The sequence below is a fragment of the Polystyrenella longa genome, assembly GCF_007750395.1.
Classification (GTDB): Bacteria; Planctomycetota; Planctomycetia; order Planctomycetales; family Planctomycetaceae; genus Polystyrenella; species Polystyrenella longa.
The window spans coordinates 1-16,022 of the sequence record NZ_CP036281.1; the positions used below are offsets into that span (position 1 = coordinate 1).

General features: G+C 51.2%; 11 protein-coding genes. 8 read left to right on the forward strand and 3 right to left on the reverse strand.

Annotation, left to right across the window (positions count from 1 at the left end; translation table 11 throughout):
- The 6 genes from Pla110_RS22475 (at position 1) to Pla110_RS00030 (ending at position 9,184) form a co-directional block, all read left to right on the forward strand.
- A complete protein-coding gene (locus Pla110_RS22475) occupies positions 1-1,029 on the forward strand; it encodes a helix-turn-helix domain-containing protein (protein ID WP_197440400.1) in 1,029 nt (342 codons plus the stop codon).
- Between the two features lie 735 nt (positions 1,030-1,764).
- The gene (gene dnaN, locus Pla110_RS00010; protein WP_144991940.1) at positions 1,765-2,880 is read left to right on the forward strand and encodes a DNA polymerase III subunit beta; all 1,116 of its coding nucleotides are present in this window, start codon (positions 1,765-1,767) and stop codon (positions 2,878-2,880) included.
- Between the two features lie 18 nt (positions 2,881-2,898).
- Entirely contained in the window at positions 2,899-3,270 is a 372-nt protein-coding gene (locus tag Pla110_RS00015; protein WP_144991942.1) for a DUF721 domain-containing protein, read from the forward strand.
- Positions 3,267-5,741 carry a DNA gyrase subunit B gene (locus Pla110_RS00020; protein ID WP_144991944.1) on the forward strand — a complete coding sequence of 825 codons (2,475 nt, stop codon included), beginning with the start codon at positions 3,267-3,269 and terminating at the stop codon, positions 5,739-5,741. Before Pla110_RS00015 ends, Pla110_RS00020 begins: the two co-directional genes overlap by 4 nt.
- 248 nt (positions 5,742-5,989) lie before the next feature.
- Positions 5,990-7,417, forward strand: coding sequence for a TolC family protein (locus Pla110_RS00025; RefSeq protein ID WP_231742771.1), 1,428 nt, complete (start codon positions 5,990-5,992; stop codon positions 7,415-7,417).
- A gap of 213 nt (positions 7,418-7,630) precedes the next feature.
- Entirely contained in the window at positions 7,631-9,184 is a 1,554-nt protein-coding gene (locus Pla110_RS00030; RefSeq protein WP_144991948.1) for a multicopper oxidase domain-containing protein, read from the forward strand.
- Between the two features lie 74 nt (positions 9,185-9,258).
- Here Pla110_RS00030 and Pla110_RS00035 read toward each other — a convergent pair whose 3' ends face one another.
- Positions 9,259-10,284 (reverse strand): DUF1559 domain-containing protein, encoded by a 1,026-nt coding sequence (locus tag Pla110_RS00035; RefSeq protein WP_231742777.1) that lies wholly within the window; start codon positions 10,282-10,284, stop codon positions 9,259-9,261.
- 477 nt (positions 10,285-10,761) lie between these two features.
- On the opposite strand from Pla110_RS00035, the gene Pla110_RS00040 reads away from it, so the two are divergent.
- Both Pla110_RS00040 and Pla110_RS00045 read left to right on the forward strand, forming a co-directional pair.
- A complete protein-coding gene (locus Pla110_RS00040; RefSeq protein WP_144991950.1) occupies positions 10,762-12,207 on the forward strand; it encodes a sensor histidine kinase in 1,446 nt (481 codons plus the stop codon).
- Positions 12,208-12,212: 5 nt separating this feature from the next.
- Positions 12,213-13,646 (forward strand): sigma-54-dependent transcriptional regulator, encoded by a 1,434-nt coding sequence (locus tag Pla110_RS00045; protein WP_144991952.1) that lies wholly within the window; start codon positions 12,213-12,215, stop codon positions 13,644-13,646.
- Between the two features lie 51 nt (positions 13,647-13,697).
- Here the strand turns inward: Pla110_RS00045 and rph are convergent, their stop codons facing one another.
- Positions 13,698-14,411 carry a ribonuclease PH gene (gene rph / locus Pla110_RS00050; RefSeq protein WP_144991954.1) on the reverse strand — a complete coding sequence of 238 codons (714 nt, stop codon included), beginning with the start codon at positions 14,409-14,411 and terminating at the stop codon, positions 13,698-13,700.
- Between the two features lie 149 nt (positions 14,412-14,560).
- Positions 14,561-15,730: a DUF1570 domain-containing protein gene (locus tag Pla110_RS00055; protein WP_197440401.1), complete on the reverse strand. Its 1,170-nt coding sequence runs from the start codon at positions 15,728-15,730 to the stop codon at positions 14,561-14,563.
- Positions 15,731-16,022 lie beyond the last annotated feature (292 nt).

The window sequence follows — 16,022 nt, forward strand, 5'->3', positions numbered from 1 at the left end:
ATGGCCAAGTCCAGAATTCCTCTATTAGTGCTGGAAGAAAATCGGCTTCCTTTCTCCGCCATCGAACGGTTACACCGTCGCGAAGGCTGGACAGGAACCGAGTTGCTCTACCTGTACGGGGCGGCGGGCGACGGTAAATCGATGCTGGTGAAACATTTCCTTCATCTCGAAAAGAAAGAACTTGGAAAACAGCGATATGAACAAGTGACGGCAGCAGAGTTTTCTGCTGACTTCACAGAAGCAGTTACCCTGGAGCAGATCGATCAGTTTCAGGAACGGTTCCACAGCCTGGACCTGTTAATTTGTGAAGATGTGGGTGCCATCGACACCCGTAAAGAGGCTCAGAGACAACTGATTCTGGCCATCGATGCTGTAGGACAAAGAAATGGAAGAGTTCTGTTGACCGCGAACCGGTCTCCCGGCTCTTTGACCGGGTATCCAGCCCGATTCGTAAATCGTTGTCACGGCGGACTATGCGTCGGAATCAAACCTTTAAAACCAACCAGTCGAGTCAAAATGATCACTCACCTTTCCAGCTGCCAGCAGATTCTGCTTCCTCAGGAACAGATCCAGAAGCTGGCCGCAACAGTCAAAGGTTCCATCCGGGATCTGCTGGGGACAGTGAATCAGCTGGATGCGATTGCTCGACTTCAACAACGGCCTATCGATGCCAAATTATGTGCTCAATACCTTAAAGGAGACATCGAAGTCCCGAAACCAGAGATCAAAGTCATCACCCGGATCGTATCTCAGGAATTCGGGGTCAATATTAGCGAAATTCGATCGGCCGCCCGAGACCGCAAATTGGTTTTAGCCCGGCAATGTGCGATGTACCTCTCTCGGGAGATCGCCGAGAAGCCACTTCAGGAAATTGCCCGCTATTTTGGTGGACGAAACCATAGTACCGTCATTCACTCCTGCCGGCGATTTGAACAACGATTATCTGATGATGCCGCTCTCGGAAAAGAGCTGAAAACCATCCTCCATCGACTTGGTTTACCCAGCGACAGCGTGTTGATAACTTGTTGATTCTCTGTGGGGACTCTGTTCTCAAAAATGTGGGTAACTCGGCTCTATTTCAGGTCGGTTGAAAACCCACACTGCTCTCCACCGCTTTCCCACGTGGTCCCCACTGTGTTCCCACAAGATATACACATTAAAACAGGCCCCATCACGCAGCGTAACTCATTGCAGTGAATGGAGTTGCGCGTATACACTCTTCGGTTATCGTCAGAAAACAGGCCTCTGTATAACTGATAATACTATTAATTAAATTATAAAAGGAAGGGGGGGGGAAGGAGGAATGAAATTGTGGGAAGCAACTGTATTCACTTGGTAGTACGGTGTAGCACGGAGAGAATCAAAAAGCCAGCTCCGGTCTCCTTTCGCCACCTTCAGAGGATCGTAAACTGGGTAAATAAGAGTTCCGGAAAAGCAATCTCAGAGGTCCGTGGGGAATACAAAACCACCCTCTGATCGGGTACAATAGAGCCCTTCACTTTGGTCCTGATTTATTGCCTGGTCTCGGGCGTCATCAGAGACCAAGTCGGCTCTCGAAGCAGAGCATCACACCTACTGAAAAATTCTGGTTACAGGTAACCGTATCCCCTCTTTTCTTTCTGAGCAGGTCCACAGGTGGTGGCCTCGATAGACCTGATGGCAACAGGTTGCTGCAGGGAGGGTTTGCTCCGGTATGTTTCTTCTGTTGAGGAAGAACCCGGTCTGCCGGTTGCCCCGTAACGGAGTGAGGAAAGCGAGCGTACTGTGGTAAAAATTCGCTGTAACCGGCCCGTGTTGGCGAACGCCTTCCAGATCGTGGATGCGGTCGTTCCCTCTCGGACCCCCAAAGAGATTCTGAAAAACGTCCTGTTGTCTGTGGAAGAGGGAAAAGTGACCCTCGTGGGTACCGACCAGGAGATTGGTATCCGCTATGACCTTCCCGGCGTGGAAGTGACCGAATCAGGGACGAGTCTGCTTCCTTCCAAACGAGTCCTGTCGATCCTGCGGGAATTGACAGACGAATTCGTTGAGATCGAGATCACGGAAGAAGCGGCCTGGATTCGATCCGACAGCAGTGAGTTCCGCCTCTCGGCTCAGGATCCGACCGAGTTCCCCCCTGTAAGCGGTTTTGAAGAAGAAAAATACTACGTGATGATGGGCGGAGCGTTGAAAAGTGCCATTCGCCGCACGATCTTCGCGACGGACGTGGAGAGTACTCGTTATGCCCTGGGGGGCGTGATGATGGAACTCAAAACAGACGCCGTCAACATGGTGGCGACGGACAGTCGTCGACTCGCTTTGGTGGAATCTGTCTGTCGCGTAGAAGGAATCGAAGAAGGAACGGAAGTGAACCCGGTCATTCCTCGCCAGGCGATGGCACTGATCGAAAAAAGTATTACCGACGATGGGGAAGACGTTCTCATTGCCGTCCATGCGAACGATGTCGTGGTCAAATGCGGTAAAAGTACGCTCTACAGCCGATTGGTTGACGGTCGATTCCCCCAGTATGGGGCTGTCATTCCTCAGCAATCCAATGTGATCGTGGACCTGGTCGCCGGGCCATTTCACTCTGCTGTCCGCCAGGCCCAGATTGTGACTGACGAAGATTCCCGCGGAGTTGATTTTGTTCTGAACAATGGCCAGTTGACGTTGAACAGTCAGTCGGCCGATATCGGCAAGTCCGAAATTCATCTGCCCGTTTCGTATGAAGGGGACGAATTGATCATCACGTTTGACCCTCGATTCGTGGCGGAATTCCTGCGTGTACTCGATCCGGAACAACAGATACAATTCATGTTGAATGACGGAGAGCAGGCCGCCATGCTGAAAACAGAAGATAATTATACTTACGTGATAATGCCTCTCTCTCGTGACCACTAACCGGAATTGCTTTCGTCTATGAGTTCCGAGTCTGGCCCACAATCGCTCAGTAAAGTGCTGAATGACTTGTTCGCTCTGAAGGGCTATGCCCGTATTCAGGGAAACGAACTGCTGCATAAGCACTGGAAAGAGATCGCAGGAGAGCCACTTGCCTCGCAGACCCGAGTATTGGGAATCAAGCGAGGCGTTTTGCAGATTGGTGTGTCGAATGCACCGCTGCTGAGTGAGCTGGTTGCCTTTCGGCTACCGCAACTACTGAAACAGCTTCAGGAGGAAGCCAGCGAACTGAAAGTTCGTGATCTGAAATTTATTTTACGGGGAGACATCACCAAACCGCCTGCGGCGGAGGACGATCTTCCCGATTTCCTGAGGGGAGAACCCGACCGTTGAGTACCGAAGAAAACCCGACCGACAATCCAGAAGATCCTAATCTCGATACTTACACCGCCAGCAATATCCGGCACCTGGAGGGAATCGAAGGGATTCGGATGCGGCCGGCGATGTATATCGGTGATACGACGCCACGCGGTTTGCATCACCTGGTTTACGAAGTCGTCGACAACTGCATCGATGAAGCGGTTAACGGATACGCGACTGCTGTCTCGGTGAAGGTCAATGCCGATGGATCCGTGACAATCAGCGATGATGGTCGTGGAATTCCAGTCGATCCAATGCCCGAACTCGGAAACCGTCCTGCCCTGGAAGTGGTGCTGACCGAGATCCACGCGGGCGGAAAGTTCGACCGCAAAGGTTACAAAACAGGTACGGGCGGATTACACGGTGTCGGGATTACCGCCGTGAATGCCCTGAGTGAATGGTTGGAAGCCGAAGTTCGTCGTGATGGCCATGTCTGGACGATGGATTTTGCCCGAGGTGAATTGAATCACGAGCTGAAGAAACTCGGGAAAGCTGACAAGACCGGAACGAAGATTATGTTCAAACCGGACAACACCATCTTTCCTGATATCAATTTCGTCTACGACGTTCTGGCGAAGCGATTACAGGAACTCGCTTTCCTGACACCGGGCCTGCGTATCAAATTAAACGACGAGCGGTCTAGCCAGTCGGATGATTTTCATTACGAAGATGGTATCGTCGAGTTTGTGAAACACTTGAACCGGACCGAGACGCCACTGTATCCCGATGTCATTTCAGTTATGGGAGAACTCGAAGGCGCTCAGGTTTCGATCGCGCTGCAACATAACGATGGGTACTCGGATAATGTTCGTTCGTTTGCAAATAACATCTACAACGTGGAAGGGGGAACGCACCTTTCCGGATTCCGTAGTGCCCTGACCCGAGTGGTAAACAACTACGGTAAGAAAGCGAATCTATTCAAGGACGCCACCCCCACGGGAGATGACTTCCGCGAAGGTCTGGCGGCGATTATTACTGTTCGCGTGCCGAATCCCCAGTTCGAAGGTCAGACGAAAACCAAACTTGGAAACAGCGAAGTAGAAGGGATCGTCAACTCTGTTGTTCACGAACAGCTGACCAAGTACTTCGAGGAAAATCCTAACACGGCTAAACGAATCGTGCTGAAAGGTCTCTTGGCGGCGGAAGCGCGGGAAGCGGCTCGTAAGCAACGTGAAATGGTGCGTCGCAAAGGAGCGTTAACCTCTAGCGGTTTACCTGAAAAACTGCGAGACTGTCGTAGTAAGGAACTCGATATTACCGAGTTGTTCCTGGTCGAAGGGGACTCGGCGGGTGGTTCGGTTGATACGGGTCGCGACTCCAATACGCAGGCATATCTTCCGCTGCGTGGTAAAATTTTAAACGTCGAAAAAGCGCAACTGGTCAAGGTGCTGGACAATGCTGAAGTCGCCAACATGTTCAAGGCGATCGGCATTCCTCCCGGGGCTGAGTTGGACGACATTAATAAACGGCGTTACGGGAAAATTATCCTGATGACCGATGCCGATGTCGACGGTAGTCACATTAGAACATTGCTACTGACCTTTTTCTTCCGACACATGCGGGAACTGGTCAGTAATGGTTGCGTCTACATTGCTCAGCCACCGCTCTACAAAGTGTCGCAACGTAATAAAGTTCGTTACGTTCAGACTCAGGAGCAGATGATGCAAGAGCTCACAGAACTGGGGATCAGCGGCACGACACTAGTCTGCAAAGATGGTACAGCCTTTGAAGGAGAGCATTTGGAAAAGGTGACTGATCTGATTAAACAACTGGAAGAACCGATCCTGACGTTGGAGCGGCGAGGGGTCGACCTGCGTTATCTGGCTCTGCAACAGAAAGATGACAAGGGAGACTTACCCCGGTATCGTGTCTTCCTCGGCCAGGAGGAAAATTGGTTCTTTGACAAAGAAGAGTTGGAGGCGTTCCTGGCGAAAGAAGAAGAGAAACAGGGCGGCGAACTGAAAGTGGCCGATACCGAATTGGTCGACGAAGAAGAAGAGGACGTCGAATCAACATTGCAAGTCGTCGACTTGCATGAAATGCGAACGATCAATGCAGTCCTCAAACGACTGAATGATTATGGCATCGTGTATAAAGACTTGCTCCATGTCGAAATGGTCAACGGCGAACCCGACTATCACTACTTCCTGAGGAACGAGTCCACAGAAATCGCGCTCGACGGCCTGATTGTCTTCCTGCGAGAACTTCGCAAGCTGGGTGAAAAAGGTTTCAGCCTGACGCGTTTCAAAGGACTGGGCGAGATGGACGCCGAAGACTTGTGGGAAACAAGTATGGACCCGGAAAACCGCGTGCTGCTGCAAGTCACGATGGATGACGCTTCCGCCGCGGATGAAATTTTCCGCGTGCTGATGGGCGACGCGGTTGAACCTCGACGAGAGTTCATTGAGAAACACGCCCTGGATGTGAAAGAGTTGGACGTGTAACGATAAGAATCTTAGGTTAACAAAAACCATTGCGAGCAGCGCATCGTAACGCCAGTCGAATCACTCGACTGGCGTTTTTTTTGGCACGATCATACCAGCAGGTATTGGGAATTTCTGGTGGAGTTTGCTGAATTTTAAAAACCGATCTATGAGATAAACGAGCCCCTGGAGGATGAATTTGGTCCCAATATCCCGTTCTTCCGATAATTTGAGGGAGAGCCAGGGATTATTTACAAATGGGGCCACGAATGACGGATTGGTATCGAAAAACAAGTTGGATGTGCTTGCTGGTCGTTGGAATGACGGGTGAGTTGATGGCACAGGACCGGCAGATTTTGCCGTTCGAAGCACCGCCAGCAACACAGGAAACCATGGGGAAGAAGTTTACTGCGCCTCCGGGAGAACCAGTTGGTCCCGTGTACGTGAATGAAATCGAGTTGGTGAATCAGAAGATTGATCTAACTCGAGCCATGTCTCTGGCATGCCAGCACAACCCGACCTTGAAGCAAGCCCGGTTGCAGGTCTCCGCGGAACTGGCGAAGTCGATGCAAGCGGGACTCTACCCCAACCCGACTTTCACCTACATTGGCGAACAGATTTTCGTTGATGCTCCGGGAGACAAGGATTCACCGGGAGAATTTCAGGGTGGAAAAATTACTCAACGGTTTGTAACGGCGGACAAGCTTAAGCTGAGCGCCTCGAAGTATGCACAGCGAGCCCATGTTTCAGAGCATCGATCTGTGGCGCAGCAGTTTCGTGTTTGCAATGACGTTCGCATGCATTTTTATCAGACACTGGCTTCACGTTCGCGGTTAATGCTGCGGATGGAATCTCTCAAGACAGCTGAAGATCAGTCGTTAACGGTTCGCGAAATGTATAACCTGGGACAGGTGAAACGGTACGATGTCCATAAGGCAAATGTGCAACTTCAGCAGGCACGACTTCAACTGCAGCAGAGTCAACATGAGATGCGACGGCGGTTACGGGAACTGAACGCCGTGATTGGAATACCGCTCCCTTTGCAAAATCTGGAGGGAAAGTTAACGCCAGAGGGAGAGGCGTTTACTAATGAGTTTGCAGAAGCGCATGTACTGACTCAGAGTCCGGAGCTTTCCGCAGCGCGGGCGAAACTGCGGTCGGACGAAATTACGATTCAACGGGAAAAGGTGGAGTGGATTCCGGATATCGTCGTCTCGGCAGGTTCAGGATATAACTTTGAAGCAAAAGAGACGGTGGGATTGGCTGAGATTCAATTGGAGATACCGCTGTATGATCGTAATCAGGGAACGATCGCTCAGGCTCAGTCAGACTACTTTCGACAATGTCGAGAGATTGAACGCATCCAGCAATTACTCCGTCACGAACTGGCCATGACTTATGAGCAATATGCCATGTCCTACGAACATGCCGTGGAATATCGCGACATGATCGTCCCGGAAATGAAGGCTGCTTATCAGGAGTTGTTGATCAGTTACAAACGGGATCGCGAAGAATGGCCGACTGTTCTGCAAGCTCATAACGACTATGTGCAGGTTCGCTTAGAACAGATTCATTTCGAAGAAGAATTTCGAATGAACGAAATCCTGATTATGGGTTACCTATTGAAAGGTGGTTTGCAAGCGGCTCCCGGAGCAGTTCCACCCGGGCATATTGATGCTGTTCCTAAACCTCGCTAGAGCGCATTCCAGATAACCGTATCGTGTTCTGGCGGCGTAGCCTACTGTTTTTAAGGGCTTTTCGGGACCGATAGCCGCCACACTTATCCTGGACAGGATCTAGGACTGTCCTGTTGAAGGACTGGCTCAGGTATATAATAAAGCCCCTGTTTCCGGCACTCGCTTCCCGAGAATTCTCTCGTGACTTCTTTTTTCGTCTGTGGAGTAACTGATATGTCAGCTCAAAAAGAACCTCTTCAATCCAATACGCATGTGGATCGTCGGCAGTTTCTCACCAAAGGGACATTTGCTGCTGCAGCCGGTCTGACGGCAGCGGTCGCGGCCAGTCAACAGGGTTTGGCGGAGAGTTTGCAGGAACAACCGGTGGCTCCACCAGCGACAGAAGAAGCGGTTACCGGTCCTGCCCTGTCGGCGGATTCCGATGGGCAGTCACCAGAAGTTGCGGAAGAGTATGACGGATTTTCCAGGTTTAAACCTTCGCGAGGGAATGACCCCGAATCAGATTATTACATTGGAAAACTGGTTCCCGGTTTTCGCCCGGCATCTGCGGGACCGGCTCCTTTTGAAGCTCCCGATATCGAGAAACTTCCCTGGAAGATGATTAACGGAGCGAAGGAATTTCATCTGGTTCCGATGGCCGTGACTCGCGAATTCCTGCCCGGGTACCAGATGAATGTTTATGGTTTCAACGGAAGCATGCCAGGACCCACGATTGAGATCAATCAGGGAGATCGGGTCCGTATCGTGGTGACCAATGAATTGAAGGAAGACACCTTCGTTCATTGGCATGGATTTGAATTGCCAATTCAATACGATGGGGCTGCGACATTAACTCAGAATCCGATCAAACCGGGCCAAACCATGGTTTATGAGTTTGATGTACATGAAGAAGGGACCTTTTTTTACCATTCTCATGTGGCGATGCAAGAAGCGATGGGGATGGTGGGTTGGTTTATTGTTCATCCCCGGAAGGTGTTTGATCCCCCCGTGGACCGCGACTTTGGGTTGCTCTTTCAGAACTTCCATATTCCTCCCACACATACGGTTTCCGATAGCTGGGCCATGGACTGGAACTGGCACACGATTAACGGTCGGAGTGGACCTTACACGACACCACTCGTGGTCAAGCATGGAGAACGAATCCGAATTCGCTTGCTCGATTTCTCTCCGATGCAGCATCATCCGATTCATCTTCACGGACATACATTCTGGGTGACTGGCCACGAGGGAGCCCGTATCCCGAAATCGGCCTGGATTCCACGTAATACGGAATTGGTCGCCGTGGCGCAGGCATCCACTTTTGAATTCGTTGCCAATAATCCGGGCGACTGGATTTTTCACTGCCACATGGTCCATCACATGATGAATCATATGGTGAAACATGTCGGCCCGCGGATGCGAAAAGATCGATCCGTCGATGCTTATCTCGACAACATTGAAAACCGTCCTGATGTCAGCGGAGAAGCGGTCTCGGAAGGATTCCGCGACCCAGGTTATCCGCAAAAGATGCAGGGCATGACGATGTCGAGTGAAATGATGAAAGCGGTCTGGAGCCGGAAAGAATCTGGCGGCATGCGAGCAACCTACCCCATGGCCGTCAAAGGGCTAATGACCGTCCTGCGAGTGTTACCAGAGGATCTTTTTAATCTGGTTATGAATTCAGGAGAACCTGTGGAAAAAGGTTCGGTCTTCGCTGAAATCGTGAAACGCTTCGGAAACCCGAACGACTATCAGCCCGCTCCCAAAGGCATGATGATGGGGCATTAAAAAACGGTTAGCAGTTCATTGTGGCAGTTTGAAGGCTTGAATCGCTCTTGAAAACGTGACCCGTTCCTACCTCTTTAATATCCGGTTTCCACGATTTCGTTACCGTTACGGGTGGAGAGGGCGCGCCATATATCCTGGGAGAGGTTTTCGCTGAAGGGACGGACGGAACCATCCATTAAGGCAGTCATGACGACGCCTGCATGCCAGGAACGAGATGTGATGGCGGCATAAGTGGGTCTACCTGCGGCACCGTTCTTCCCTTCCTGCCAGGAATTGTAATCGACTTCGTCGTACTCGGTTGAACCGTCGGTGTAATGAACCAAGCTGTTCGGAGGGAGCGTGGTCGTGAATCCGGTGTGGTGAACGCGACCATCAGGCCACTCGGTATGTCCCGTGTTTTTGAACTGGGTCAATGATGAGAACAACGCTTCGACATCACTGGCACCGTTGGGGACAGCGGAGGGTGCCGGTGCTGCCGGTGACAGGTTTCGCAAGTAGGGAGTCCACGCTTTAACTTCGGAAATCATCAAGGTGTTCGACAACCCATCTTTGATATCGGTCGGAACGATTTCGGCGTTCGGGAAGAAAATGCCATCGCTTCCTTTCTCTGACGCCGGATCAAAGACGAACCAGGTTCCGTAGTTGAAACCGTAAGTCGTCGCCCACAGTTTCATTTTATCGTCGCCGGGATCACGCATCTCATAGGCTTTCACGTCTGAGGGACAAATCAGCGTGGCGATACGGAGTCCATCAATTGGTTCCTGCCGGTCCCAACCTACGGCGAGATCGATGCCCTCGTAGACATTGCCCATTTCGATGTAAGGAAGCACGCGACCATGCACACCCCAGGAACCGTTGTTATCGGTCGTGGTGACGTTAACGTCGACACAGGCTCCTGGTGGATAGAAGCTATGATTCTCCTGATAAAGCTGAGTCGCCAAGGCGAGTTGACGAATACGATTGCGGCATTGCGTCCGTCGAGCGGATTCACGTGCCTGCTGGACGGCTGGAATTAATAGCGCCAGCAGAATGGAAATAATGGCCATGACGACCAGTAATTCTATGAGAGTGAATCCCGTGCGAGTGTTGGTTTTACGCAAAGGGAAATTCCTTTTGGAAAGCAGCGAAGATTGATGAAGCGGAAATGAAGGGATCCGCTGAATTCTAAACAGTCGAACATCGAATTTGCAAAAAGTGGACCGTGTACAAATCGTTTTCAAAGAAGTGGCTGGTCCCCGGCTGGAATAGAGGATTATAATCAGCACAGCAAAGGGAATCGATTTTAACCAGATCTACCGTCCTCATCTTCTCAATTACGCGAATGGTCTCGCCGGAGTGTTCTCACGATCAGGCGGTGGCGGGATTTTGATCATACATGGCGATAATCTCGCCGCGATTAATCGCGAGATTGATCTGGTTGTTACGTAACTGTTTATACTGAGAAATTCTTATATACAGAAATTCTAATACTGGAAGGTTCTGCAGCGGAAATCGCCAGCAGATACCCTGTTTTTTCTCAGACCGATTTTGCGTTATTGTCCGAATTCTTTCGTCGTGGTTTGGAAGTGGGCCATTGTGTGTCTGCTTATCGCCGGGAAGAACCGGGCCCGATTCAGGTAATGATTCCTGTGCGCTGGCCGATACGGAACCAGATTCTGGTTCCCTTTGTCATTATTCAATTGATCTCACTGCTGATCCTGACGGTCACTTCAGCCGTGCTGGCGGTGCGCCAGGCGGAAGAGAACCTGAACCAGCGATTGAATAATGTCGTCACCAGCCTGCAGGAGGCGACCTTCCCCATGACGCCCGACGTACTCGAACGATTGCGGTCTCTTTCAGGGGCGCATTTTGTTGTATGGGATATGGGGAAGCAGATTACGCAGACAACGCTCCAAACGGGTCAGACCGATCTGTCCTCGCTCCCACAACTTTCTAAACAGCGGGAAGACGATTCGACGAATATCGTGAATCAACAGACCGTGTTAGTCATCGGAGGGGAACGATACTTTTCGGAACGAGTTCGCTGGAAGCGGGGGTTTGGGATCGATGCTGTCCTGGTACTGTACCCTGAACAGTACTGGCAGTCCGCCCGTCGTCAGGCATTGGTTCCTTCACTAGTGACCGGGTCGATCGTGTTGGTCCTGATCATTGCGGCGTCGTACTGGATATCGAATCGTATTGGAAATCGAATTCACCGTTTGAAGAATCAGGTATCCCGCATTGCCCAAGGGGAGTTTGAACCCGTTGAGACGGCACAGCTGTCCGACGAGTTGAAGGATCTATCAGAGGACATTAATCAAATGTCGACGGCGTTGAAGGAGTCGCTCCAGAACATCCGTGACACGGAACGGGCGGAATTGATCACCCAGTTAACGGGAGGCTTGGCGCATCATCTTCGAAACTCGTTGACGGGAGCGCGGATGGCGGTGCAACTTCATCAAAGTCGATGTCAGTCGAGACCAGAAGAAGAATCGTTGGCGCGAGCATTGCATCAACTATCTCTGACGGAAGAACAAATCAAAGGATTGCTTCGTCTGACTCGGGGAGAAAATCGAACCAGCTTCCCTGCGGGTATCACCGATGTTCTGGAAGGAACAATTCGGTTGATTGAACCCATCGTCAAACATAAGAAGATTGAGTTTGATTATGAAGGGGTCGAGACGAAAGCCCGGGTCGCAGATGGCGATGGTGTACGGGCTGCGTTATTGAATTTGTTGATGAATGCAATTGAAGCTGCGGGTCCCCAGGGAGTGGTGGGACTGAAGTCGTTCTATTCTCAAGAGAATCAATTGGTGATCGAGGTGAGCGACAATGGGCCGGGGGTCTCACCGGAGATTGAGCGGGAGATATTCAAACCGTTCTTTTCAACGAAGCAGGAAGGGATTGGTCTGGGTCTGGCGCTGGCGGAACAGGCGGCGCGAGATTGTGATGGTTCTCTGTCCCTTGATCGACATGAAGACCGAACCTGTTTTCGTTTGACGTTATCGATTCATCAGCCGGAACATGTGGTAGTAGGAAACTGAAATAAATGAGCAACGTATTGATCGTAGATGATGAACCGGCTATCTGTTGGGCACTGGAACAGGCATTACAAGATGCCGGACACTCAGTCTACACGGCGGCCTCTGCCGAAGAAGCGCTGGAACTGACGGAACAGAAAACGGGAGAAACAGATTCAGCGATTCAGGTGACGCCCGATGTGGTGATGATGGATGTCCGTCTTCCGGGAATTGATGGCGTTGCGGCGATGAATCGACTTCGCGCCCAGGGGCCGCAGACTCCGGTCATTATCATGACCGCGTTTGGAAATCTGGATACCGCCATTCGTGCGATTAATAACGGGGCGTTTGAGTACCTGACCAAACCGTTTGATCTGGATCAGGCGGTGGAAGTGATTCGGAGGGCGCTGCAGTCGACAGAGACAGAGTCTGTAGAGAAAACGTCGGCGGAAAAAGTCTCTCCCGGAGAGTTTCTTATCGGCAAATCGGCTCCGATGCAGGATGTCTTTCGGAAGATTGCACTTGTCGCTGAAAACGATGTTCCCGTCTTGATCACCGGAGAAAGTGGGACAGGCAAAGAATTGGTGGCGACTGCCGTTCACCGTTACAGTTCCCGAAGCGAACAACCTTTTGTCCCCGTCTGTGTACCGGCAATGAGTGAAGCGTTAGTCGAAAGTGAACTGTTCGGTCACGTGCAGGGCGCCTTTACTGGAGCCGAAAAACAGCGGACCGGTTTATTGACTCTCGCTCATCAGGGAAGTGCGTTTTTTGACGAGATCGGTGACATTGCACTTTCGACCCAGGTCAAACTTCTTCGAGTTCTGGAGAACAGACAGGTGACTGCCGTGGGATCGAATCAGTCGCAGGCTTCGGACTTTCGGCTGATTGCCGCGACGAATCGATCACTGGAAGATCAGGTGGCCAAGGGAGATTTTCGCGAGGATCTTTTCTATCGGCTGAACGTCTTTCGTATCGAGCTTCCACCGCTACGGGAACGTCGCGAAGATATTCCACTGCTTGCCCAGCATTTTCTAGATCAACTTAATTCACCGCGAAATCGCTGGTTGTCAAAACGGACTTTAGCGGAGTTGAGCCGCCGGGAATGGTATGGCAATGTGCGTGAGTTAAAGAATGTCATTGACCATGCGGCCATCGTTAATCGTTCGGAAGTGATTGAACCGGAGGATCTGCCGCAACCGAGTCAGAAACTCTCCAACATTGAAAGTTCTCAACCGGAAACTTTGACGAAGGCGGTGCAGAACTGGATCGACGATCGTCTGCAGACTGAAGAGACCGAGGGAACAACTGGAAAGATCTACGAATCATTTCTTGATAAAGCAGAATCGATCCTGTTGGAACGCACTCTGAAATCAACTGGCGGAAATCGTCAGGAAGCGGCGCGACGATTGGGCATCCATCGTCAGACGCTGCGTGAAAAATTAAAGCGGTACGACATCAAATAACGATGGGCATACCGCTTCGTGTAGTTCGTCAGATTAAGAAGAGACATTCGCTCAACCGGCGAGTGTTTCCCGTTGTAATCGGGTGAGTTCTTCGATTCCTTTAGTCGCCAGATCGAGTTGGCGGTCGAGGAGTTCGCGGGAGAATGCTTGACCTTCAGCGGTGCCCTGCACTTCTACGAATTCACCGGAGCCGGTCATGACGACATTCGTGTCGACATCGGCGGCGAAGTCTTCGTGGTAATTGAGGTCGAGCAGGACTTCCCCATTGATGACTCCCACGCTGATAGCGGCGACCGAGTCTTTAAGGATTGGACGATCAACTCCTTCGGCCGGTTCGAGCTGAGAGGCAGCATCGGCCAGGGCAATATAAGCACCAGTCAGACTGAGAGTGCGTGTTCCCCCGTCCGCTTTGAGGACATCGCAATCGACCAGGATGGAACGACGTCCGAGGGCTTCGAGATCGACAATGGCGCGGAGGCTACGTCCTATGAGGCGTTGAATCTCGCTGGTACGTCCATCGATCTTAGTACGTTCACGGCGTTTACGGGGCGTGGTACTGCCGGGCAGCATGTTATATTCGGCGGTGACCCAACCCGTAAGATCGTCCTGACTTTTCCAGGGAGGAACGGACATGTCCAGACTGGCAGTACAGAGGACGGAGGTTTCCCCGGCGGAAATTAAGACACTTCCCGCGGCTGCTGAAGTGAAAGGACGCTGAATGGTGATGGGTCGCAATTGATCGACCGCTCGACCGTCAATTCTCATAACTCGTTACCTGCCTACTGATGATTGGCTTCGTTGGTGATGGACGAATGCCATTCTAGAAGAGCAGTAGCACGGGCGAAAGGAACGGAGTTGTGCGGAGTGAGTGAAAAGAAGAATCCACAGAAGCCGATATAACGACAGAGTCCTGTTTAGCGTTTCAGCTTGGCGTGAAAGCGAAGGTAATCCATTTCCACCTTGGGCAGGCTGTGGTGGATGACTTCCTGGAAGTCGGTCAGACGTTCATCAGGCGTATAAAGTCGACCGTTACTGCGAGTGCTGACTCGTTTCAGATAATCGACATACTGACGAGGACGAGTTTCCAGCAGATAAAAGCTGAGGGCCCATGCTTCGCTGTAAGCATCCAGAGAGGAGGATTGGAAGAGATCGTCCGAGACGATGAATTGAGGCAGCGACTGATCTGGTCGTCGACTTTCGGCGTAATCCTTGAACCAGAGGAACCGTTCGCTGTTCAGTTTGTCGGAAGTCACGCGAGAGGAATTCCGGACACCGGGGGATTCAAAAACAGTCGCTAATCCTTCGACAATCCAGCGGGGGTTATCACCCAACCGGGAATGCAGGTTCATGTTGAAGGCCACCTGATGGGTTCCTTCATGGATGATGGTGTTACGCAGTTCATCGTCGACCGCGACAAGGTTCGCATAGTAATTGGGCTGTTGGAAGGACGTGGTCGTCGGGAAATCGGAACCGGTTCCAAGTAATTGCTGGCTGAGATCGGGAGCGGGACGGCTGTTGGCAGATGTTTTGAAGGAGAGTCGATCATCGGGAATGAAGAGTGCGACTCGATTTGTTCGAGGTTGATAATATCCTCGCAGGCCCTGGCTGTAGCGAACTCCATCCCGTTTGCAGTATTCAACGAAACTTTTCTCATCCGGAAAGACAATACTCACCATCGTGAACTCGGGTTGTTCAAGATTCATGCCACGGATTTTAAAGTAGTTAAAAAACTGGCGGTATACCAGGTCGAACATTTTCGCGTAGGTGGATGCTCGGCCGGGTGGAGCGACGGTAACGTAGTGGGCGCTGGTGGCGATTTCATAATCGCGTCCGAATTCCCGATACAGATTTGATTTCATCTGTAGCGTGGATAAACATTTGAATTGTGGAGAGACACGGCGAAAGTTGGTGACTTCTTTAAGAGGGACCTGATGCAGTATTCCATCCTGGCCCATTAGCCAGCAGAATTTCTGGTTCTGACCTTCAACGCGTCCCTGATAGGACTCTTTGGATTTTCCCACGGTCATTTCGACCAGACTATCGGCCTGCGCTCTAGGAACACACCAACCGAATGCCATGAGCATACAGCCGAAGATCAGAAAATAACTTCTCAAGACTCGACACATGGTTGGACTCGGTTCAGCAGAAAAACGACGATGAAAACTCCCCTACCCCGACGAAGAGTTTCTTACGTATTAAAACCTTAGGTCGCAGAACGGTATGGGGACGGAAGATTTTTCCCCAGCAGGAAGTAGACTGGATGCAGCTTGAAAACTGCCACTGGACCGAGGGTGGAAGTCGGTTATGCTGAGAGGAGAGTTCGTTAACTGTTGAAGAACAGAGGTTTACGATTTGCCTGGACTTCGTCCAATCATT